The sequence below is a fragment of the Pseudomonas sp. ASL8 genome (assembly GCF_056680355.1).
Window position 1 is genome coordinate 2,776,451 of the sequence record NZ_CM155278.1, and the last position, 20,004, is coordinate 2,796,454.

Annotated in this window: 23 protein-coding genes; 22 read left to right on the forward strand and 1 reads right to left on the reverse strand. The window is 54.8% G+C overall.

Annotated elements, in window-relative coordinates; genetic code table 11:
• The first annotated feature begins 282 nt into the window (after nt 1-282).
• From AC1MEA_RS12675 to AC1MEA_RS12780, 22 genes are all read left to right on the forward strand, one after another.
• Nucleotides 283-897: a SpaN/EivJ family type III secretion system needle length determinant gene (locus AC1MEA_RS12675; protein ID WP_480918043.1), complete on the forward strand. Its 615-nt coding sequence runs from the start codon at nt 283-285 to the stop codon at nt 895-897.
• The gene (locus AC1MEA_RS12680) at nt 894-1,823 is read left to right on the forward strand and encodes a FliM/FliN family flagellar motor switch protein (protein WP_480918044.1); all 930 of its coding nucleotides are present in this window, start codon (nt 894-896) and stop codon (nt 1,821-1,823) included. The genes AC1MEA_RS12675 and AC1MEA_RS12680 overlap by 4 nt, the downstream gene beginning before the upstream one ends.
• Nucleotides 1,820-2,485 (forward strand): EscR/YscR/HrcR family type III secretion system export apparatus protein, encoded by a 666-nt coding sequence (locus AC1MEA_RS12685; RefSeq protein WP_480918045.1) that lies wholly within the window; start codon nt 1,820-1,822, stop codon nt 2,483-2,485. Before AC1MEA_RS12680 ends, AC1MEA_RS12685 begins: the two co-directional genes overlap by 4 nt.
• 10 nt (nt 2,486-2,495) lie before the next feature.
• The gene (locus tag AC1MEA_RS12690; protein WP_480918046.1) at nt 2,496-2,750 is read left to right on the forward strand and encodes an EscS/YscS/HrcS family type III secretion system export apparatus protein; all 255 of its coding nucleotides are present in this window, start codon (nt 2,496-2,498) and stop codon (nt 2,748-2,750) included.
• 7 nt (nt 2,751-2,757) lie between these two features.
• A complete protein-coding gene (gene sctT, locus AC1MEA_RS12695; protein ID WP_480918047.1) occupies nt 2,758-3,540 on the forward strand; it encodes a type III secretion system export apparatus subunit SctT in 783 nt (260 codons plus the stop codon).
• Nucleotide 3,541: 1 nt separating this feature from the next.
• Entirely contained in the window at nt 3,542-4,573 is a 1,032-nt protein-coding gene (locus AC1MEA_RS12700; RefSeq protein WP_480918048.1) for an EscU/YscU/HrcU family type III secretion system export apparatus switch protein, read from the forward strand.
• A gap of 142 nt (nt 4,574-4,715) precedes the next feature.
• Entirely contained in the window at nt 4,716-5,201 is a 486-nt protein-coding gene (sicA, locus tag AC1MEA_RS12705) for a type III secretion system translocator chaperone SicA (RefSeq protein ID WP_480918049.1), read from the forward strand.
• Between the two features lie 5 nt (nt 5,202-5,206).
• Nucleotides 5,207-6,982 (forward strand): type III secretion system translocon subunit SseC family protein, encoded by a 1,776-nt coding sequence (sctE, locus tag AC1MEA_RS12710; protein ID WP_480918050.1) that lies wholly within the window; start codon nt 5,207-5,209, stop codon nt 6,980-6,982.
• Nucleotides 6,983-7,010: 28 nt separating this feature from the next.
• Nucleotides 7,011-8,123, forward strand: a complete 1,113-nt coding sequence (locus AC1MEA_RS12715) for a hypothetical protein (RefSeq protein ID WP_480918051.1) — start codon at nt 7,011-7,013, stop codon at nt 8,121-8,123.
• Nucleotides 8,124-8,132: 9 nt separating this feature from the next.
• Complete coding sequence (locus AC1MEA_RS12720) at nt 8,133-9,260, forward strand: IpaD/SipD/SspD family type III secretion system needle tip protein (RefSeq protein WP_480918052.1); 1,128 nt, start codon at nt 8,133-8,135, stop codon at nt 9,258-9,260.
• A gap of 4 nt (nt 9,261-9,264) precedes the next feature.
• On the forward strand, nt 9,265-10,065 hold the full coding sequence (locus AC1MEA_RS12725) for a hypothetical protein (RefSeq protein WP_480918053.1): 801 nt from the start codon (nt 9,265-9,267) through the stop codon (nt 10,063-10,065).
• Nucleotides 10,062-12,356 (forward strand): hypothetical protein, encoded by a 2,295-nt coding sequence (locus AC1MEA_RS12730; RefSeq protein WP_480918054.1) that lies wholly within the window; start codon nt 10,062-10,064, stop codon nt 12,354-12,356. Before AC1MEA_RS12725 ends, AC1MEA_RS12730 begins: the two co-directional genes overlap by 4 nt.
• Nucleotides 12,353-12,616: an acyl carrier protein gene (locus tag AC1MEA_RS12735; protein WP_480918055.1), complete on the forward strand. Its 264-nt coding sequence runs from the start codon at nt 12,353-12,355 to the stop codon at nt 12,614-12,616. Before AC1MEA_RS12730 ends, AC1MEA_RS12735 begins: the two co-directional genes overlap by 4 nt.
• 467 nt (nt 12,617-13,083) lie before the next feature.
• Nucleotides 13,084-14,442 carry a winged helix-turn-helix domain-containing protein gene (locus AC1MEA_RS12740; RefSeq protein ID WP_480918056.1) on the forward strand — a complete coding sequence of 453 codons (1,359 nt, stop codon included), beginning with the start codon at nt 13,084-13,086 and terminating at the stop codon, nt 14,440-14,442.
• A 47-nt stretch (nt 14,443-14,489) separates the two neighbouring features.
• Nucleotides 14,490-14,954, forward strand: a complete 465-nt coding sequence (locus AC1MEA_RS12745) for a transglycosylase SLT domain-containing protein (RefSeq protein ID WP_480918057.1) — start codon at nt 14,490-14,492, stop codon at nt 14,952-14,954.
• A gap of 98 nt (nt 14,955-15,052) precedes the next feature.
• Nucleotides 15,053-16,237 (forward strand): PrgH/EprH family type III secretion apparatus protein, encoded by a 1,185-nt coding sequence (locus AC1MEA_RS12750; RefSeq protein WP_480918058.1) that lies wholly within the window; start codon nt 15,053-15,055, stop codon nt 16,235-16,237.
• A 10-nt stretch (nt 16,238-16,247) separates the two neighbouring features.
• Nucleotides 16,248-16,508, forward strand: a complete 261-nt coding sequence (gene sctF / locus AC1MEA_RS12755; protein WP_480918059.1) for a type III secretion system needle filament subunit SctF — start codon at nt 16,248-16,250, stop codon at nt 16,506-16,508.
• Between the two features lie 73 nt (nt 16,509-16,581).
• Nucleotides 16,582-16,890 carry a type III secretion system inner rod subunit SctI gene (gene sctI / locus AC1MEA_RS12760; protein WP_480918060.1) on the forward strand — a complete coding sequence of 103 codons (309 nt, stop codon included), beginning with the start codon at nt 16,582-16,584 and terminating at the stop codon, nt 16,888-16,890.
• On the forward strand, nt 16,887-17,618 hold the full coding sequence (locus tag AC1MEA_RS12765; RefSeq protein ID WP_480918061.1) for an EscJ/YscJ/HrcJ family type III secretion inner membrane ring protein: 732 nt from the start codon (nt 16,887-16,889) through the stop codon (nt 17,616-17,618). Before sctI ends, AC1MEA_RS12765 begins: the two co-directional genes overlap by 4 nt.
• A complete protein-coding gene (locus AC1MEA_RS12770; protein ID WP_480918062.1) occupies nt 17,602-18,171 on the forward strand; it encodes a protein OrgA in 570 nt (189 codons plus the stop codon). Before AC1MEA_RS12765 ends, AC1MEA_RS12770 begins: the two co-directional genes overlap by 17 nt.
• The gene (locus tag AC1MEA_RS12775) at nt 18,143-18,877 is read left to right on the forward strand and encodes an oxygen-regulated invasion protein OrgB (RefSeq protein ID WP_480918063.1); all 735 of its coding nucleotides are present in this window, start codon (nt 18,143-18,145) and stop codon (nt 18,875-18,877) included. Before AC1MEA_RS12770 ends, AC1MEA_RS12775 begins: the two co-directional genes overlap by 29 nt.
• Entirely contained in the window at nt 18,864-19,316 is a 453-nt protein-coding gene (locus tag AC1MEA_RS12780) for a hypothetical protein (RefSeq protein WP_480918064.1), read from the forward strand. The genes AC1MEA_RS12775 and AC1MEA_RS12780 overlap by 14 nt, the downstream gene beginning before the upstream one ends.
• Before the next feature lie 143 nt (nt 19,317-19,459).
• Here AC1MEA_RS12780 and bfr read toward each other — a convergent pair whose 3' ends face one another.
• On the reverse strand, nt 19,460-19,930 hold the full coding sequence (gene bfr, locus AC1MEA_RS12785) for a bacterioferritin (RefSeq protein WP_219064182.1): 471 nt from the start codon (nt 19,928-19,930) through the stop codon (nt 19,460-19,462).
• Between the last annotated feature and the right edge of the window lie 74 nt (nt 19,931-20,004).

Consider the following 20,004-nt stretch of genomic DNA (forward strand, 5'->3'; position numbering starts at 1 on the left):
GGCGCTGTTCCGCTTCCCCCGGTCGAAAGCGAAGTTGGCTTGGGTGAAGGTGACAAACATTGCGAATTCGGTGACGAGAACGAGGAAATGCCCCAGGGAGTGTTGTCCCTGCTCCAACAGTTGATACCTCAGAAGTTGCCACTTATCAGCCCCCGGCTAAGTTTGTCCGGCGGGCGGCACGATGCCGTCGGCCCGGACCCGGCGCCACGCTTGCCGGAGGGGAGGCAACCCGCTCGGCGAACCGAACGACTTGAAAGCAGGGAGCGGTCTGAGCCTCGTGGTGTGAGCTTATCCATCGAAACGATTACCCGGAATCTGATCGTAGCTACGCCGGTTCATGTTGGTAAACAACTCGAAATAACCCAGGTTGCTGAGCGGGTCACCAGCGAACAACGACCGACACTCGGCGCGGGTCCCGACACTCGTCTTGCGGGTGGTGAGCAGCTGCGTGCAACCACGAGCGAGCGGGTAGAAAAGGCGTCGCAGTTGCAAGTGATTTTTGGCAACCCGCTTCCTGGTCCGGTCACGCGTCACGATCTCTCGTCCGGGACGGAAAAAGCGGCTTCGCTGCTTACGCGATTGCCGATGCCGCCGGCTGATCTGGCGGACAAAACCGTCGAGGCCTACCTGCGGTTACCGTTCGCCAAGGACGGCGCGGTCGGCTTTGTCAACGTGAGTAAACCTGCGGGTGACTTGCCTGCACAGCTGAATCTGACAGCCAGTAACTCCGATATTTCCCGACACTTGGCGCAGCATCTGCACAGCGCTGAACCGACGTGGCGACTGACCGACTCGCGCGACTCTGCTGAGCAGCAGGGCCGTGATTCTAATGGCCATACCGACGAAGATCCAGACGAGCCAGTTGTGCAGAGCAAACATCAGGAAGGGAAGGGGTGACGCGCCTGAATGTCCTGCGACGTGTCGATCCCCGAGCCTGCACCGCTCGGCAACTGACCCAAGGTTGGCAAGCGCAGGGGCATGAAGCCTGTGTCAGCGCACCGCCGCCGGATTACGCCTATGTGACGTTCGTTGCCCAAGGGCCGCGGGGTCCTTGGCGGGGGCTTATGGGTGCGCAGCAGTGGTTGCAAGCTGTGTTGCCCCAATTGAGCACGTTGCTGCCCTCCGCCTGTGCAGATGTTGATGTGCTGCCTTTGTTCCAGGCACATGGCCAGCCGTTTCAGATCCCGGTTACCGAGCTGAATTACCAGTCTGTTTCAGGGCTTGAATTGATCGATGGCAGCCTGTTGCAGGAGGCTCGACTGCCCTGTCTCGTCACGCAAGAGGGTCCTTTGTGGTTGCTGGACGCATTGCCAGCGTCCAGCGCTGCTCATATGTCGTTGCCGGCCTGGATCAATAAGTTGCCGCTGCACCTGAATTTGACGCTGGGCACTAGTCTGTTAGGCCCCGGCCAGCTTGTGCGACTGGCATGTGGTGACGTTCTGCCGATTAGCGAGCGCAGCCAGCATGTGTCTTTGGCTGATCGTTACGTTGGCCGCTTTACCTTGAATAAAGAAGGTTTTCATATGGAAATTACTATGCCGCCAACCCCCGCCGATCAATCCGGGGACGGGGACCTCTCAACAGCAATTGATGCATTGAGTCATCTGCCGGTACGCCTTGAATTTGTCCTGCAGCAAAGCACGTGCTCATTGGCCGAACTGGCGGCATTTAGCACAGGGCAAGTCTTGCCATTATTACCTGCGGCCCAACATAGCGTCGAAGTACGTGCCAATGGCAAGACGGTCGCGTTTGGTGAGTTGGTGCAATGGGACGAGTGCTTGGGGGTTGAGCTACATAAGGTCTGCCAAGGCGCCTGGGAATGAACGATATTTCCATGATTGGCCTGCTGGCCTTTGCCTCATTGCTGCCCTTTTTGATCGCTGCCGGAACCTGCTACATCAAATTCTCCATCGTGTTTGTGATAGTGCGCAACGCGTTGGGGCTCCAGCAGGTGCCCTCGAACATGACGCTTAACGCAGTGGCGTTGATGCTGGCAGTTTTCGTCATGACCCCGGTGATGCAGCAAGGTTATGGCTATTACAAAGAACACCAGATCGCTTTTACCAGCATTGAGTCCGTGGTCGACTTCGCGGATAACGGCTTGGGCGGTTACAAGGACTACTTGCGCAAATACACCGACCCCGAGCTGGCACTGTTTTTCGAGCGAGCCCAGTCCTCGCAGGTCGAGGACGGTTTTGCACCGCGCGTCGTCGATGATGAAGAGCTTGAACCGTCGTTGTTCGCGTTGCTGCCGGCTTACGCCCTGAGCGAAATCAAAGCCGCGTTCAAAATCGGTTTCTACCTCTACTTGCCGTTCGTCATCGTCGATCTGGTGATCTCCAGCATTTTGCTGGCGCTGGGCATGATGATGATGAGTCCGGTGATCATTTCGGTGCCCATCAAGCTGGTGTTGTTCGTGGCGCTGGATGGTTGGGCACTGCTTTCTACCGGGCTGGTCGAGCAATACCTGACCCTTGCCACATGAGAAAAAGTCGATGAATGATCTTGTCTACGCGGGCAATAAAACGCTCTACCTGATTCTGTTGATGGTCGCCTGGCCGATCATTGTCGCGACCGTGGTCGGGCTGTTGGTGGGGTTGTTTCAGACAGTTACTCAACTTCAGGAGCAGACGCTGCCGTTCGGTTTCAAACTGCTTTCGGTGGCTCTGTGCCTGTTTTTGCTGTCGGGCTGGTATGGCGACACGCTGCTGGGTTTCAGTCGCGAAGTCATGCGCCTGGCCTTGAAGTGATGCCCTGATGCCTTTTGCGCTATTTTTCGACCTGCACAGCTGGATGGCGGCGGCCGCGTTAGGTTTTGCCCGGCTGGCACCGGTGTTTTTCATGTTGCCTTTTCTCAATACCGGAGTGCTCAGTGGTGCGCCGCGGGCTGCAGTGATCATGCTGGTTGCCTTGGCATTATGGCCGGCCGGCGAGCAACTGTTGCCAGCCTTGAATACGTTGGCGTTTTACGGGTTGGTACTACGGGAAATCAGTATTGGCGTGGTCATTGGCTGTCTGCTGTGTTGGCCTTTCTGGGTGCTGCACGGCATGGGTAACCTGATCGATAACCAACGCGGTGCCATGCTCAGTAATACGATCGACCCAGCCAACGGCGTCGATACTTCCGAGTTGGCCAACTTTCTTAATCTATTCGCCGCTGTCATCTTCCTTGAAGGCGGCGGGATGCGTGTCGTGGTCGAAACGTTCGTAAACAGTTATCGGCTATGTTCACCGTATCAAGATTGCGCGTTGGCGTTGCAACCCTTGCTGACGATGCTTGATCCGCTAATGAGCAAAATTCTGGTTATTAGCGCGCCAGTGGTTGCCACCTTGTTGCTCAGTGAAGCGTTGTTAGGGCTGTTGGCTCGTTTCGCGCCGCAAATGAATGCCTTCTCCGTGTCGCTGACCGTGAAAAGCGCCGTCGCGCTGTTGGTGTTGCTGCTGTACTTCGGCACCTATTTGCCTGACGAAATCCTACGAATGGGAGCCACGGCTCAAAACCAGTTAAGTGCCTGGCTCATAACGGAGGACATTCACTGATATGTCCAGCTCATCCAAAACAGAGATGCCGACGCCCAAGCGTCGGCGAGATGCGGCCAAAAAGGGACAGACATTCAAAGCCAAGGATCTGGTGACCAGTTGCCTGGTCCTTTGTGGCATCGGCTTCCTGGTGACCAACTCCACCCTGATTGAAGTCATGGTGGTTTACCGACGAGTGATTGCCAGCGGTTTTGATCTTCAGATGCAACCTTATCTGATGGACTTGATGTGGATCGCGCTGCGTACGGTCATACCAATTTTGCTGATCTGCGTGCTGGCCAGTGCGGTGCCGACGCTGTTGCAGACAGGTCTGGCGCTGGCCAGCGAGGCATTCAAGCTGAACTTCGGTGCGCTCAATCCCATCAACGGCTTCAAGAAATTGTTCAGCTTGCGCACGGTCAAGGACGGCGTCAAAGCAGTGCTTTATCTGTGCAGTTTTGCGCTTGCGTTCTGGGTGGTCTGGTTGACCCAGCGGCAACTGCTGTTTGCGCAACTGTTCGCCCAGCCACTGGAGCTGTTTCAGATCTGGGCTCACTTGTTGCTGGTGCTGGTGCTGACGTTTTTGGGCTGCATTTTATTGATCGTGATGCTTGATGCGCTGTGCGAGTACTGGCTCTACATCAAAGAGCTGAAGATGGACAAAGAGTCGGTCAAGCGCGAGCACAAAGAGCAGGAAGGTAGCCCGGAAATCAAAGGCCGGCGTCGAGACCTGCATATGGAGCTGTTGTCCGAGCAGGTCAAGTCGGACATCAAGGGGTCGCGGGTCATTATCGCTAATCCAACGCACATCGCCATCGGCATCTATTTCCGCCCGGAAATCACGGTAATGCCATTTATCTCGCTTATGGAAACCAACCAGCGGGCTTTGGCCGTGCGGGCCTACGCGGCAAAGGTTGGTGTGCCGGTGATCACCGACGTAGCTCTGGCGCGCAGAATATTGCGCACGCATCGGCGCTACAGCTTCATTCAAGAGCAGGAAATCGAGCAGGTGCTGCGCTTGCTTATCTGGATCGAACAGGTCGAGCAGGCCTGACGCCGGGCGGCCAATCCGGGGCCGCCTCATTTGTCTAATTCGCCCAAACCTTGAGGCATGAGCGCTTTTTGACGGTTCGTGCATCCGTAGTTTGGCTAAATGCCCAGGTCAGCAAAGCTGGCGATGCTAAGGAGTGCGTTCAATGAGTCGTAAAAAACATAAAGAGGAGGATCGGATTGCCGAGCAAATCGCGCAGGCCGTGACGGATGGCGCCACTCTCAAGGACGTGCGCGGCATCACGGCCACTCAGATGGACAGTCTGTATGCCTTCGCTCATGAGTTCTATGAGCAGGGCCGACTGGACGACGCGGAAAAGTTTTTCCACTTCCTGTGCATCTATGACTTTTACAACGCCGATTACTGGATGGGCCTGGCCGCTGTACACCATCTCAAACAGAACTATCAGAAGGCCGTGGACCTCTACGCCGTGGCATTCGCCCAAGGCAATGATGACTACCGTCCGATGTTTTACACCGGCCAGTGCCAGCTCGCGCTAGGCAAGGCCGGCAAAGCCAAATTGTGCTTCGACTATGTGATCGAGCATGTTCAGGAAGACGATCTGTGCCAGCAGGCGCGCGTCTACCTGGATGCTTTGGCACATATCGAAAGTGACTGCTCAGAGGACTGAGAAATATGAGTTACGTTCTATCCCTTAATACCCTTTCACTGGTCAACCGGGCGCCGGGAAATGACCTGAAAATCGACTACGCTGATGCGGCACGCAGCGCAGCCAAGACCGAATCACTCCAGCTGGCTGCCAAAAAAGCACTGATCGATATCGGCAAAGTGAATTATCAAACTGACGGCGACGCCGGCGCGAAGAGCCTTGCAGGACGTCCCCGTTTAGCGCCACCTACAGTGCAAAGCGATGCAAAAAAGCCAGATTCAGCCAGCCGATTCGTTGGGCTCATGGCAACAATCATGGGATTGATCGGCGAGGCAGGCATCAACAGCCTGGAAAGCCGGCTGGCGGGTATGCGTGCTCTTTCTCAATCACTTATCGAAGGCCATCAGGCCTTGGCAACCGAGTTTGAGGCGGCGCTCGCCGAGCTGGAAAAAGCACTCGGCTCTGCAACCATTACTGAGCAAGCCCTTGAAGTAGCCCAGGCGCGGGTGAATGCTGCGCAAGGCAAACTGGACACCGCGCAGGTTGCGCTGGATGGCCTGGACCCTGATTCGCCAGAATACGCCGATGCTCTGACCGCACGCGACGCAGCAAGGACCACCCTGCAAACCGCCCAGCAAGGTCTTGGTCTGGCTGTCACCGCGCACACCAAGGCGGTTGATCTGGCGGCAGCCGCCAACCTCAAGCTGGAGACGCTGGGCAACCGTGCGGAAAGCGGCGGTGTTCGTGCAAACGAGTCTTTAAAGGAAGCACAGAAAAAACAAATGGGTGCTGCGGCTCAGATGGTCATGATCATGGCCAAGTTCGCGGAACTGATGGGTGACGCCGCCGACACTCGCCTGGAAGCCGACAAACAAATTGCGACCGCTGTGCGCGATTCGCAAGCGGCCAAGGCACAGGCCGAAGCCCTCGAACATGAAAAGCAGGTTGCCAAGGCCGAAGCGGCAGCCAAAACCGCAGGCTGCATTGGCAAAATTCTGGGCGGTCTGATGATGGTAGCCAGCGTCATTATTACTGTCGCTTCCTTGGGCACTGCCAGCCCTATCGCTGCGGCTATCGGTGTCATCGGTATCGGTTTGATGGTCGCTGATGTAGTTGGTAAGGCCATCACAGGCGTCTCTTTCATGGAGAAAGCCATGCAGCCAATGATGGATAAAGTGCTTTCTCCGCTGATCAAGTTCATGGCCGACAAGCTTTCGAGTGCGCTTGAGTCACTGGGTGTTTCAGCTGAAAAAGCACAAATGATTGGCAGCATCGGGGCTGCGATTGCCGCCGCACTGCTGATGGTGGTCGTGATGGTTGTGGTTGCTGTCGTCGGCAAAGGTGCCGCTGCTCGTATTGGCCCGCAAATGGGCAAGATGATCGGCTCCGTCGTCTCGAAGGTTGTGCCCGATGTCCTCAAGCAAAGCTCCCAGGCAGCCTTCAAAGCTACGAGCCAGTTCGTAGGCAAAATGGCCCGCTCGGTTGGCCTCAAAAACGATGCGGTTTCGATGGCCAAATACTCCACACGCCTTGACGCCGGGGTGGCGGTTACTGAATTCGCTGGAGTCGGTGCGCAGTCCTCCTTCCAGGTCAAATCCGGTGTGCATCAAGCCCGGGCTGCCGAAAAATTGGCTGCGGTTGTCATCGCCACTTCCGTTGTGGAGGCCATGAGCAATTTCATCGCAGAAGCGGTTGAGATGTTCGGTCAGTCGCTGAACAAGCAGAGTCAGTTGATCGAGCGGCTCGGCGTGGAGATGCAAAACAGCATGACCACCAATCTCAGCATCGCTCGCAATATTTAATTAATTGAGTTGATACAGGAGTCCTTAAATGACCACTATTTCTAGTGCTACGTTCTTGCCAACGGCAGTACAAAAAACACCTGAACAGACTGCTCTCGCCACCGGCATCGTCAAACTGGATACGCTCAAGAACATGGGCTCTTCGCCCGCTGTGAACAACAGCGTCAACGCTCAGGTGCTGGGTAAGGTCTGGGTGCCGTTACCGTCACTGGAACAGCTGGAACAACTGACTGATAGCTCGGATTTCACTGATGCTGAAAACCAGAAGGTATTAAATGAAGTCGAGAAACGCGTCGGCAAAGAAGGCCTCGAGTCGGTGCTTAAATTCGACCCGGCATCTTGGGAAAAGCATGTAGGTGTTCTGGTTGCCGCGATCATGGCGGTGAATATTTCCCGCCAGACCAGCGCAGGTCTCAAGGGCACCTATGCGGTGATGGCTGCCGAAGGCGCCAGGGCTCAAGGTATGTCGATCATCGAGGCTGGCAAAGCGGTTATGAATAGCGCGCTTACCGCCGCGGCCGTCGCCGGCACCATGGCGCTGGGTGGTATGACCTTGAGCTTGAAAGGTCAAAGCCAGAAACACACGGATATTACTGTCAACAAAAACGGTGCGATGGAGGCGCGCAAGGCGGCCGCCGAACAGGAGATCGCCCTTGCCCAGAATAACTTTGTTGCCAACCCGAGTGAGGCAGTCAAAGCCTTCACCGTCACTGACCCAGGAGGCAAAACTCGCGAAATCGTGCTCGATCCAAGTGCTAATACAATGACGCCGAAAGATCGTGCAGACCTGAGTGACAATATTGACCTGCTTAACAAAAAAGCCAATGACATGGATTTAGACAGTGCGCTGTCTGAAAAAAACTACTCCAGAAACATCACCGTCGGCCAGACGTTTAGTGCTCTCGCCATGGTCTTGAGCACCATGGTTTCGTCTGTTGTACGCATGAAAGAATATGCCGAGCGGCAAAACGAGGTCGAACACCAGTCGACCCAAACCATCGCCCGGAGCATGACCGAGGAGCAGGCGCAGGAAGTTGCTCAAGACAATGCGCTGATGCAAAAGCTGATGGAAGTATTTATGCAGATCATGCAAGGGCGCAACGCCGCCTCCAGCTCTATCGCCAGCGGCATGAAGGTTTAAGGAAATATTATGATTAGTCCGTCAGGTATTTCCGGCCAAGGCCGTTCCGCCATTCCATCTGAACGTGTCGTCAAACCGCAATCCGACAATCTCGCTGCGGGGCTCTCAGCAGCGTTGCCGGATCTCAGTGAGACGCTGTTCAATGATCTTGAAAACAAGCTACGCGCGCACAGCGATAATCTGACCGCGGCGCGTACGGTAGCGGCCAAACTCGGCGCCATGCTTAATGAAAGTTCGGCGGATGCGTCGCCCAAGGTAAAAGCGGCCCTTGCGCTTCTCGAGCGTATTTCAAATGGCAAACTGTCCGGGCAACTGACAAGCAAGGCCTCTCTCGCCGGAATGGAATTTGCCCGTTCAGTCGCCCAGAAGCTCTCGCCGGAACACTGTGAGCAGTTTGCCGAGGATCTTGCCCCTAAACTCGCTCCAAAACTTGACGGTGCATTGTCCGACTCCGGCATTAAGAACCCGATAGGGGAGCGTGCTTCTTTCGACGATATTCTCGATGGGCTGCAAGACCTGATAGGCGTCATCAAAGATGATTACCTTGATGTGTATGCGCGGTTAGTTGAAGCGTACGCCAAGCTGTATTCAGAGTTTAATGCAGATATTCTGGCGAAATTGGCTGAGTGGGTTTCTCCACAAGGGGATGACAAAGGCACTATTGTTTTGGATGTCGGCTTACTTGAGCAAGCGCTGCAAGTGTTGATTTCCAGATATTCCTTACCGAACCCGAACAGTGTCTTGTTTCCTGTTCCGGGCGATGACGGGTCGGTCGGGGGTGCGAGTAAAGAGGATGCGTTGAAGTGGTTGGCGGCAATGGGCTTACCCTCATCGTGTCTCAAACAATTACCAGACGGTTCTTATTGTGTCGTGATGGACCTCTCGCCGTTGTCGCACATGATCGACGGCCTGCCAGCGCGCAACGGTAATGGAAAAGCGTCGCTACTGCCTGCGGCTTTCCAGGCCTGGCAAGCAGCGTTCAATGCACAGCAGCAGGAGGTGGAAAGCGCCCTGCAAAAACACACGCAAAAATACAGTAACGCCAACTCTATCCACGACAACGTGCAAAAAGTAATCAGCTCCACGCTGTCGGCGTTGTTTGAGATGTTAAAAGCTTTTTCTGCTGCCTTGGGGTAATGAAATGCCGATCACTCATATTTCAGGTGCATCTGCATCTGCATCTGCATCTGCATTTGCACCTCGCTCTATTTATCCGGATGTCGCAGGAAGCGCTCTGTCTGAAAGTCTTCATCGTGCAGCTAACGTTGAGGCGCCAACACGGGCGGCGGGGGCGTCGACTATAGTGGAGGTCCGCTCGAAGGACGCTTACTCCCACCTGCAACGCCGAGCGAGTGAAGCCTGTTTCAGCAATAACGGCCTGAGTGAGCTTGTGTTTAGGAATGCGCAGAAGAGCTCTATGGACGACAAAAACTCCAGTGCTCTAGCATTGCTCGACTGCGCCGTTAATGTTCAGTTGATAAGAACATCGGGTCTTGTTAGCCAGCAGGCGCTTAAGCCTGTTGAAAAGGCTCTTCAGCATCTCGCAGAGCGTTTCCAGCAGCGCCCGTCGAGGTCTATGGTGGGGTTGGATCTTAATCACCGTACTCGCTATTACGACTATAAGGCCCTGATCGACAAAATCGATAAGTTGTTGAGCGAAGCACCAGGAGGCTCTGACAAAGTATTTGATAATATCAACCTACAACTGATATCGGCCTACAGCGTCGATAGTTTGCTAGGGCGGGGGGTTGAGTCCGATGGGGGGCAACTGAGCGCACAGGGTGCCCGGTTTGTGATGGAAAATGGCAACCTCACCGAAGTCACCGGTAGAGTATTGAACTTGCCAATGAGACAGTATAAAGCAAATGGCAATGGACGGTCGCTTGGCTGTTTTATCCGCTCCACGCTTTCCAGTTGCAGCCCCGTCGGGGTAATGAAATGACGATCACTCATATTTCAGGTGCATCTGCATCTCGCGCTATCAATCAGGATGTTGCAGGAAGCTCCCTGGCTGAAAATCTTCGGCGTGCAGCTAACTCTGATGCGCCATCACGGGCGGCGGGGGCATCGAGTGTAGTGCTGATCAGCTCGAAGGACGCTTATTCCAACTTGCAAAAACAGGCAAGTGATGCCTGTTTCAGCAAAGACGGCCTGAGTGAGTTTGTGTTTAATAGTGCGCAGAAAACCTCTATGCGCAACAAAGACGCCAGTGCTCTGGCATTGCTCGAGTGCGCCGTCAATGTTCACTTGATAAAAGAGTCAGGCCTTGTTGGCCCGCAGGCGCTAAAGCCTGTTGAAGAGGCTCTTCAGCATCTCGCAGAGCGTTTCCAGCAGCGACCGTCGAGGTCTATGGTGGGGCTTGATCTTTCTCACCGTACTCGCTATTACGACTATGCGGCGCTGACTCAAAAAATCGATAAGTTGTTGAGCGAAGCACCAGGAGGCTCTGACAAAGTATTTGATAATATCCAACTACAACTGACGTCGGCCTATGTCGTCGATGGTTTGCGGGGGCGGGTTGAGTCCGATTGGGGGCCGTTGACCGCACAAGATGCGCGCGCCGTGATGGAGAACGGCAACTTCACCGCCGTCGCCGGTAAAGTATTGAACGGGCAACTGAAAGTGGCTAAAGCAGGTGGCACTGGACGGACGCTTGGCGAGTTTATCCGCCAGACGCTCAAAACCATGGACCTGCACAGGACCGGACGAGCAGCGGATCCCGAAGCCAGCCGCCCTGACGATCAACCACGATCAATGTTGCCCGAGCAGTTAATACGCTGTTGTGGGGGGCATGGGAGTGTGCCGAACATTACGGTCAGTCCAACGATGTCGACCGGAGGTGTTAACGTGGGGCTTACCGAAGCGCAGGTCCGCGATATTATTCGTGATATGCAACGCCAAGATAACGGCGGCGCGGTGAATAACTCGCAAGATGCGGATGTCACAGTCGCTGACAATGATCGTTCCATAAACACACCCCGCGCAACGATTAGTCATGGAATTCCCCCGGCCCTCATCTCAAGTGCCGTGAAAGAGACAGTGTCCCAATCGACGCAGACTGATGTTGTCGAGCGCTCTGATTCGTCATCAAACACTGAAGGACGTGACGGGCTTAACGAAGAGGGAGGTGTGGCGGATAGCGATTGTGTACCGCAACCAGTAGCGTTGGCCTCTGTCAGTAATACCAGCGCTTCGAGCACTTCCAGCATCCCGCCGCCACCACCCCGGCCAGAGAATAATCCATTGCTGGCTGCCTCGAGGTTTGTGCGGGAAGTTGCCGTTGGCAGTGGCTCGTCGGTTATAGATGACGCAATTGCGAGCTCACCTATTGACGTTGAGCCTTTTGTATCCGCTGCTGAAACGCAGTCAGAAGATAGCGATGTAGCGCGCTTGCTCAGCACGTTGCGCAATGGCAGCGCTGATATATCCATCCGTACTAATAATTTGCCCGCTGCTTATGTCATTGATTTTGGGCTCCCCTTATCCAAACGGAATGAAAACTTTAATAGGTCGGTGAGCGAAGCTATTCAGTTTGGCTTAAATCCGATGCAAGCGTTCATTGATTTGAAGAGTAGCCTTGATAATGGAATGTCCCTGGCGAATCTTCAAAAAGACCCTGCATATCAAGCTGCGGCAGAATTCAATCCTAGCTTTGCATCACGTATGACGCTGCTTCTGAATGCTCGCGACAATGCTGCGATTCCAGCTGCATTTAAACCGGGTCAGCTTCCTTATGTGAATGGGGCCGCCAGCGGGCAGCCAGCCATCGTTGAAACTCCAGGAACGCCGACGGCAGAGGAGTTTCTGACAATGCTCAATGCAGGCAATGCAGGGGTTCGTGTGGTTTTGAATAACCTGCCTGGGCAGGCTCCAATCAATTTTAATGGCGACGTTGATGCGCAGGGGAACAACACTGCCGTTATTAATTTCAATAAGCAGATAAAGTCGGTGCTTCAATTGCACGCCACGGTCCATCCTGCGTTCGAACAGATCAGGGCCGATCTCGGAGAGGGAAAATCACAAGTGGAAATGAGGGAGAATCCCGCTTATGTAGCTTTGTGTATGCATAGTCCGGCCCTTGAAAACCGGCTCAATCGCTTGGTCTACGCCAGTAAACGGGGTAATGACTCAGCAGATCGCAACGGTGCTGATTCCCCAGAGGTGAATTTAACGGCAGGTCGTAACCACTATCTGAGCTTCAATCCAAGCTCGTTGGCGCTCGTGAATAGATGAGCAAAAAGCAGCTTGAAAGTATGTCGGACCTTCTCGGCGAGCACGTGATTATGGTTATAGCGGATTACGTCCAGCGGGAGTGCAAAGAAATCGTGCTTGGTTCACGCCTTGTCGAAGACCTGGGTACCGACTCGCTGGAAATACTCGAAATTACATTGGCGCTGAACGATTACTTCGATGTAGATATTCCCGAGCCGGCGTTGGCGCGTGTTCGTACCGTAAGTGACCTCTGTCATTTGGTGAAACAATTGCATCAATAATAATACAGGCTTTATTTGGCGTTAAGCCGATATACATTTACAGCTCGACGTTTCGGCGCCGGGCTTTTTTCTCGTGCTGGAATAAATGGGTTGAAAATTTGATGCCGTACTTCTGTCATTTGATGTTGCAATTACTTCGTAGGAGATATCCTACAAGATGTGTCGCGTTTTTTAGGACCTGACGGGGTGCGGCTGTAGGTCGCCCCCGCTTATACTAATGTCTGTCTGCTATTACCAGGTATCTATCTGACAATAAGTTTGTTTTAAGGGTTTGACTGCGTTCTGGTTCGCCTGACGAAAAAATCAGGTGTCAGTTCCGCATTTGGAGATGAGTCCCATATATGGTTCGAATCAATGAAAAATCGTCGATGCGTTCGTATGCGTTTGGGCCAAGAGTCTTGCGCAGTGATTGGTTATCGGGGCAGGAGGGGCGCGGGGCACACCTGCCGCCTAAAGAACTGGCAGTCTTGCGTCAGTTGCTCGATGCCAATGGTGCGCTGATCAGCAAAGATACATTATTGGATAACGTGTGGCCCGGCAGCGATGTGGCAGAAGAGTCTCTGACACGGTGTATTTACTCATTACGAAAGTTGCTTGGTGACAACAAAGACTACATCGCGACCGTGTACGGAAAGGGCTACCGGTTAACCTGTTCTGTTGTCGAGTTGAAAGATTCACAGGCCAAACCACTCGCGCCTTCGCTGGTGGTTTTGCCGTTTCGTAGCACAGAAGCCGACCTCAGCGCAGACATGCATGATCAACTGATCCGACGGCTAACGCATGCTTTCTCCGAGATTCTGCGAGTCATGCCGGCCAGTATGACTGCGGATCAGCCGTGTGTGACAGATGCGTTGGGGGTAGTCGAGCGGTTGGCGCCTGATTTCTATCTGGGCGGTCGGTGCGCGCGGGTCAAGGGTAGCCTTGAGCTGTCGGTCGAGCTGGTGCGAACCAGCGACCATGTCGTGATGCACACGCGGGCAATGACTGTCAGGGATGTCGATGAGGCCGCTGAAATTATCGTGTATCTGGTCGCGCAGCGGATTCCCGGCATACGCTTCAAAAGCGAGTCCTGCTCCTCTTATCCCCAGGCTTTGGCCTATCTGAACGGCCGTATGGGACTGCAAACCTACACCCCGCAAAGTCTGCTTGAGGCTTTGCAGCATTTTCGTCAATGCGTGCGACTGGATGAAAGCTACGCGCCACCTTGGGTGGGGCTGGCAGAAGCCTGGCTGGCGCAGTCAGCTCTGGGGTTGTGTGCCGAAGACCGGGCAATCGAGCAGGCTAAAATCGCGATCAACAAAGCGCTCGCGCTGGAGCCGGGTAATCATGCAGCTTTACTGCGTCTGGCATTACTGACAAGTTTTCAGGGCAGTGTCGATGCCGCCGAGGCCTTGTTCCACCGGGCGTTGCTCAGCGGTGATTGTGCCGACGCTCACTACCATTATGCCTGGCACCAATGGTTTCACGGACGAGAGGCGCGAGCTGCGGAGAGTATCGAGACCTCGCTGCTGCATGATCCTGAATCGGTCTGCGCCCGCATCTTGCAATTGCGCATTGTCGGGCATAGTGACCCGGCCGCGGCTCTGATCATGATTCGGCAGGCGCTGCGGGACGACTTGTCTGGTCATCCTGTCATTTTGAAGTTCGAGGCTATTCTGTCGTCGAACACAGCCATGAATCCCGTTACAGACGCGTTTGTCCACTCGGGCCTCGCAGCGAACAAGCCATTCGATCCTGTCCCGTGCTGGCTAGTCCCGTCTTCAAGGAGGCCATTAAGCGTCTGCCTGGGAAAGTGGCTAACCGTCTGCACGACGGCCCCCTTTTGAAAGGTGTGCCCGTTCAGGCGAGTAGCAGCGAGTAAGCGATGTCAGCCATGAAGGTGCGAACAATCTTGAGTCTGGTAATTGGGTTAGGTGTGCAGGTTTCTGCGTGTGCCGACTGTTGGAGTCTGGTCGGGGCCAAGTATGCCGTCGAGCCAGAGTTGCTATATGCCATCGCCATCGTCGAGTCGGGTCTGCGCCCGGACGCGACTAACGCCAACAAGAATGGATCGCGGGATTTAGGCTTGATGCAGATCAACAGCATGCACATGCCTGGCTTGTACAAGCGGGGTATTACCGAGCAGCGGTTGCTTGATGAACCTTGCTTATCGATCGACGTTGGCGCCTCGATTCTTGTCGGGTTCATGTCTCGTTATGGCTATAACTGGACGGCAGTAGGTGCCTATAACGCTGGCAACGCTGCTAATAAACAGGAGGCGCGTTTGCGTTATGCACGAAAGGTGTGGGGGCATTATCGCAAGTTGGTCGCTCAGTCTGCCGAGGGTGGACGAATCTGATCGAATGATCGTGATAATTGTCACGTCCGATCAGGAACTTGAGCAGGCGTTTCCCTAGCATGTTTGTCAACCGGCGCCGTGCGCTAGAGACAAACTAAATGAAAAGGGTCATCAGCATGCAGGACTCGCCTGCCCAGCTTTGGGTACTGCGCATATTCAACGGGCCATTGCAGGGGTGCGAGTTCCAGCTGACCGAGCGTCGCACTTTATTCGTGGTTGGATCTCAGGGCCGCTTTTGCGATCAGGAACATCCACTGTCTGTACCCGCAGACGCGATTTATGTTCCCTTGGAACGCGACGGGCTCAACTTCGAAATACACATCAAAGATAACGTCGACAACGGCGTGTTTCTAAGAGTTTTAGCCGAAGACGCCGCAGACGAGCGAGTGTGCAAGGCCCAATGTCTCGAATCTGTGGGTGGATTGCGCTTTGCGCTACGTGCCGACGACGAAACATGGGATGAATCGGTTCTCAATTCAGCGGAGCCGCCTCAGCCTGTGCCGGGCGCAATATTGTCGCCTGCGGCTTTCCCCCGTTGGGGAATGGGCCTGGCCGGTGTTGTAGTTTTCGCCTTGATAGCCAGTGCCTGGTATCTCACCCGACCAAATCCGGTCGACGATATCCAGGCACTGATTGCCGGGGCTGGCGCGGATTATGTGGTGCTGCGCGGCAGCGATCATCGGGTGTACGTGTTCGCCGCCTCCGAGCGAGATGCCAACTGGGGGCGACAGGTCCTGGCGCGTAATCCCGTTGGGTCGTCCACCCGGCTGATGACGCCTAATAACGAAAGCCAGCGCCTTGAGTGGCTCTTGCTCGACGTCGAGCCAGCCCTGGCTTATCACCGTATTGATCTCTCCGATCCGGCCGTGCCCCGATTGTTAGTCAGTAACCAACGTAACTTGCTGACGCCTGCGCTGCATCAGCGATTGACGCAGACATTGCTTAAAGCTGCGCCCTATGCCCGCGATGTGGTGGTTGAAGGTCGCGATGATTGGATGCTGGCCAGTCAGGCTGAGCAGGGTCTTGAACGCCTGGCCGTCTCGTATCACCGACAGGTTGGTCCCGATGGCGTGACCTTTTCGCTTGAAGGCAGCCTGCAAGACACGGAAATCGAGGCGGTTCGCGCTTATGTGAGCGGTTTCTATCAGCAGTGGGGTGATCGCTATGTCCATTTCGCTATTGAGTTGAAGGATGACTGGCTCAAGGGCAAATCGTTCCAATATGGCCCAAATGGCTACGTCAAGATGGCCCCGTCCTCTTGGTATTTTCCTAAACCTATTTAACAGGTGATGTATGGCATTAGTCGATCCAGCTCCAGGTTTTCATACCGATTTTCTCGGCCAGCAAGCCAAGGCGTTCGAGGATGGCGCAGTCAACCTGCACGATGCGCTCAACACTGCCCTGACAGATCTGCAAGCAAACTCCTCTGACCCAGGATTGTTGGCTGCCTATCAGGCGGCGTTGGGTTCGTACACGGTGTTCCGGAACGTTCAGACCAACACGGTTAAGGCGTTTAAAGACATCGACATGTCGATCGTGCAGGCGGCCCGCTGATCGGTAGATCGGCAACGGTATTTTGGCTGGCGGTCAGACATTCGTCGTCGCCAGCGTTTCGGAGAAGATTTTTATGTCTATTCAAAGTATTTCAACGCCGGGTATTGACCAGACTCAGGTCGCCCAATTGCAGGTGCCCGGTGAGGCGTCAGTGGTGAACCTTGAGGATCGTCTTCTCCAGGCATTCGCGGAGTCTGCGATTGACACGGGGCGCAAGGCTTCGACGGTCGAAGCGATGACCAAGCGTTCGGATATCACTGATCCGGAAGTTCTGGCCGTATTGCAACAACGCATCGGTGAGTACACGGTCGATGTATCGATGATTAACACCTTGGTGCGTAAAGGCGTGAGCACTGCTGAAACCTTGCTGCGGTCATCATGAAGCAGTTTGCAGCGCTGGCGCTGCTGTGTCTGATGCTGGTGGGATGCCGCGAGCCGACTCTTCTAGAGGGGCTCGACCAACTGCAGGCTAATGAAGTGGTTTCGGTGTTGCAGCGCAATAACATTGCGGCCAACAAGGTAGCGACCGGCAAGACAGGTTTCAGCGTAAATGTTCGCCCATCTGATTTTGCAGCAGCGGTTGACCTGCTCACGTTGTACTCGCTGCCCTCCAGTCCTCGAGTGGAAGTCGCCCAGATGTTTCCGGCAGACTCACTGGTGGCGTCGCCCCGTGCCGAAAAAGCCCGGCTGTATTCGGCCTTGGAGCAGCGTCTTGAGCAGTCGCTGAAGACCCTGGAAAGTATTGCCACCGCGCGCGTGCACGTCAGCTATGACGTGGATGCCGGAGAAGGCGGGCGCAAGACTGCCCCTGTTCATCTGTCGGCGCTGGTAGTTTACGAATCCGATGTCGAACCGCAGTTGTTGATCAGCGATATCAAGCGTTTTTTGAAGAACAGCTTTGCCGAGGTCTCCTACGATAATATCTCGGTGGTGTTGTCCAAACGTTCAGCGATCCAGCATGCGTTACCTTCGTTGGAGCCTCGTGGCACCCACGTCGGTTGGTATTGGTCGGTGGTGCTGTTAGTGCTACTGATCAGTGCAGGCACGGGCGTGTTCTGGTGGCAGCGCCATCGCCCACGCGATGGAACAGACGATGTCGTCGCGCGCTGAGCGGTTGCAGGGCATTGTCGCCCACCCTCTGGACTACCTTCATGCGCAACGGCTGAGCCTGCCGCTGTTGATGGATAGCCCGAAGGCCCGTGAGGTGCTCAATGGCATTCTGCGGCGGGGGTTGGGTCTGAACGAGCGTTGTTTGCAGACTCAGATCTCAGCGGCAGGTGATCTGTGCATCGATAACTGGACGCTGTTGCCACAGGTCGCCAGCCTGATCGGCGCACAAGCGGCTTGGCCGCACCTTGCCAGGGGCGCGCGGGTACAACAGTTGACGGCTTGCGAACGTGGCTTTGCTCCGTGCTCGGTGGCGCCGCGCTTGTCGGCATTCGTAGCGTGTCAGGGCGCGCTAGGCGAACAGCTACAGGCCATTGGCCTCAATGCGCTGCTGGCTTGGCGAGCACAACTGCCCGATGCCTTGGTCAAGTGCTTGCCCCTGCAATTCTCCCTTCAGGTCGTCGAATGGCAACAACTCATGCCAACGGTGATTCCCGATGCGGCTTTATTAACATTGGCGGTACAACATGCTCGAGTCCATCCGAACACTCACTGATGTTCCCTCTCCCAATGACGGGAGGTTTTCGCGTGAGGATATCGTAGCTGCCCGCCATCGCCGTTTGTTGCTCGAACAGGCTCAACGACGCGCTCGCGACTGTATTGCCGAGGCCAATGCCGAAGTCGATTTGATTCGCGCCTTTGCGTTTCAGGAGGGTTATGCCCAGGCGATGCTGCAGGCCAGCACGGAAATGGCAAGGATGCTGGTGCAAAGTTGCACGTTGACCGAGCAGTTACGAACCGAGTTAGGGCAAAGCGCCGCGCAACTGCTGCGCACGTTGCTTCAGCGTGACGAATGGCTTGACGATGTGCTGAGCCAGTGGTTGAACGGCCAGGACCGAAGCGCGCAGTGCACGTTGCAGGTGGTACTGCCCCAGCGTTGCAGGGCAAAAGACATGTCGCTGGCCAGCCGTTTACGGGAGCTGTGGTCGGGGCCAGTGTCCATTGAGTACCACGCGCAAGAGCGTTATTTGTTGCGTCTGGCCGACCAAGTGCTGGAGTTCGACATTGAGTCAATTCAGGCTCGCTTGGCCCCACGATTACTAACGCAGCTTAAGGGTTTGCCTGCTGCGGTGCGCAGCCTGGATCAGCAGGCTGTGCACGTGCTCAAGCAACTGGTTGCGGGTTATACCGATCAAGATGATGAGCCGCCTTTAGATGCTTCCCACCTTCAACCAGGAGCTTGCAGCGATGATGACCATTGATGCGCTTTCAACTATTACGCAATTTTCAGGTGCTGGCGGGCAGCAATCTGTGTCGGCCCTTGAGGCGCGCGTGAAAACCGCTATTGCGCCTGGGGAGGACGCTGCCAATGCCGTTGACGCACGCTCGCAGCCTGACTTCGACAACTTCTATTCGGCGCTAATGCGTCAGGATGAAAATTTCAACGCGTTGGAGTTCTTGAAGAACCATGTCGGTGCTGACGGAGAAAAAACGTTCAGAACTACGGCTGCGCAGATGGAAGTGCTGCAACTGGCGATGGCCAGACTCAAGGAAGAGGGGCAGATAGACAGCAATGCCTACAAAAGCGCCATGAAAGCATTTGGTAGCGCGTTTAGCATGAACTTCATGCTCACCGCGTATATGCGTGACGCTATGAACCCTTCGGACGATGAGGATAGCCGGGAAAATATTGAGTGGTGATCCCGCTATAAAAAATTGGCATGCAGGCTGTTTCTTTGTGCGAGAACAGGATGGATCCTGCGAAACTGGCCTTTTTGATTCACTCACTCTTAGCAAAACGCCCCGAAAAATCGGGGCGTTTTTATTGATGCGCAGCCGTCAAATCAGTCGCCCATCTGCGACTGCAAGTAGTTCTCGATCCCGACTTTATCTATCAAGCCTAACTGGGTTTCAAGCCAGTCGATATGCTCTTCTTCGGATTCGAGAATATCCTCGAGCAGCTCACGGCTACCGAAGTCGCCAACCACTTCAAAGTGAGCGATGGCCGCTTTGAGGTCAGCCAGTGCTATTTTTTCGATTTTGAGGTCGCACTCAAGCATTTCCTTGGTGTGCTCGCCGATCAGGATCTTGCCCAGGTCTTGTACGTTAGGCAGGCCTTCCAGGAACAGAATGCGCTTGATCAGCTTGTCAGCGTGCTTCATCTCGTCGATGGATTCGTGGTACTCGTGCGCGCCGAGTTTTTTCAGGCCCCAATCTTCATACATGCGGGCATGCAGAAAGTATTGATTGATTGCGACCAGCTCGTTTCCGAGGATCTTGTTGAGATGCTGGATGACGGTGATGTCGCCTTTCATGTCGAGGTCCTGTCTATGGCTGATGTAGATAAGCTCGGAGTCTGAGCCGCACTATAGGGGCTGTCAAACCTAAG

Bases quoted from the DNA above. Each gene is read 5' to 3' on its own strand.
- AC1MEA_RS12715 (WP_480918051.1), top strand. From the start codon at position 7,011: ATGACCACTATTTCTAGTGCTACGTTCTTGCCAACGGCAGTACAAAAA.
- AC1MEA_RS12735 (WP_480918055.1), top strand. From the start codon at position 12,353: ATGAGCAAAAAGCAGCTTGAAAGTATGTCGGACCTTCTCGGCGAGCAC.
- sicA (WP_480918049.1), top strand. From the start codon at position 4,716: ATGAGTCGTAAAAAACATAAAGAGGAGGATCGGATTGCCGAGCAAATC.
- sctT (WP_480918047.1), top strand. From the start codon at position 2,758: ATGCCTTTTGCGCTATTTTTCGACCTGCACAGCTGGATGGCGGCGGCC.
- AC1MEA_RS12725 (WP_480918053.1), top strand. From the start codon at position 9,265: ATGCCGATCACTCATATTTCAGGTGCATCTGCATCTGCATCTGCATCT.
- AC1MEA_RS12775 (WP_480918063.1), top strand. From the start codon at position 18,143: ATGCTCGAGTCCATCCGAACACTCACTGATGTTCCCTCTCCCAATGAC.
- bfr (WP_219064182.1), bottom strand. From the start codon at position 19,930: ATGAAAGGCGACATCACCGTCATCCAGCATCTCAACAAGATCCTCGGA.
- sctE (WP_480918050.1), top strand. From the start codon at position 5,207: ATGAGTTACGTTCTATCCCTTAATACCCTTTCACTGGTCAACCGGGCG.
- AC1MEA_RS12770 (WP_480918062.1), top strand. From the start codon at position 17,602: ATGTCGTCGCGCGCTGAGCGGTTGCAGGGCATTGTCGCCCACCCTCTG.
- AC1MEA_RS12765 (WP_480918061.1), top strand. From the start codon at position 16,887: ATGAAGCAGTTTGCAGCGCTGGCGCTGCTGTGTCTGATGCTGGTGGGA.
- sctF (WP_480918059.1), top strand. From the start codon at position 16,248: ATGGCATTAGTCGATCCAGCTCCAGGTTTTCATACCGATTTTCTCGGC.
- AC1MEA_RS12690 (WP_480918046.1), top strand. From the start codon at position 2,496: ATGAATGATCTTGTCTACGCGGGCAATAAAACGCTCTACCTGATTCTG.
- AC1MEA_RS12750 (WP_480918058.1), top strand. From the start codon at position 15,053: ATGAAAAGGGTCATCAGCATGCAGGACTCGCCTGCCCAGCTTTGGGTA.
- AC1MEA_RS12780 (WP_480918064.1), top strand. From the start codon at position 18,864: ATGATGACCATTGATGCGCTTTCAACTATTACGCAATTTTCAGGTGCT.
- AC1MEA_RS12685 (WP_480918045.1), top strand. From the start codon at position 1,820: ATGAACGATATTTCCATGATTGGCCTGCTGGCCTTTGCCTCATTGCTG.
- AC1MEA_RS12700 (WP_480918048.1), top strand. From the start codon at position 3,542: ATGTCCAGCTCATCCAAAACAGAGATGCCGACGCCCAAGCGTCGGCGA.
- AC1MEA_RS12730 (WP_480918054.1), top strand. From the start codon at position 10,062: ATGACGATCACTCATATTTCAGGTGCATCTGCATCTCGCGCTATCAAT.
- AC1MEA_RS12720 (WP_480918052.1), top strand. From the start codon at position 8,133: ATGATTAGTCCGTCAGGTATTTCCGGCCAAGGCCGTTCCGCCATTCCA.
- AC1MEA_RS12745 (WP_480918057.1), top strand. From the start codon at position 14,490: ATGAAGGTGCGAACAATCTTGAGTCTGGTAATTGGGTTAGGTGTGCAG.
- sctI (WP_480918060.1), top strand. From the start codon at position 16,582: ATGTCTATTCAAAGTATTTCAACGCCGGGTATTGACCAGACTCAGGTC.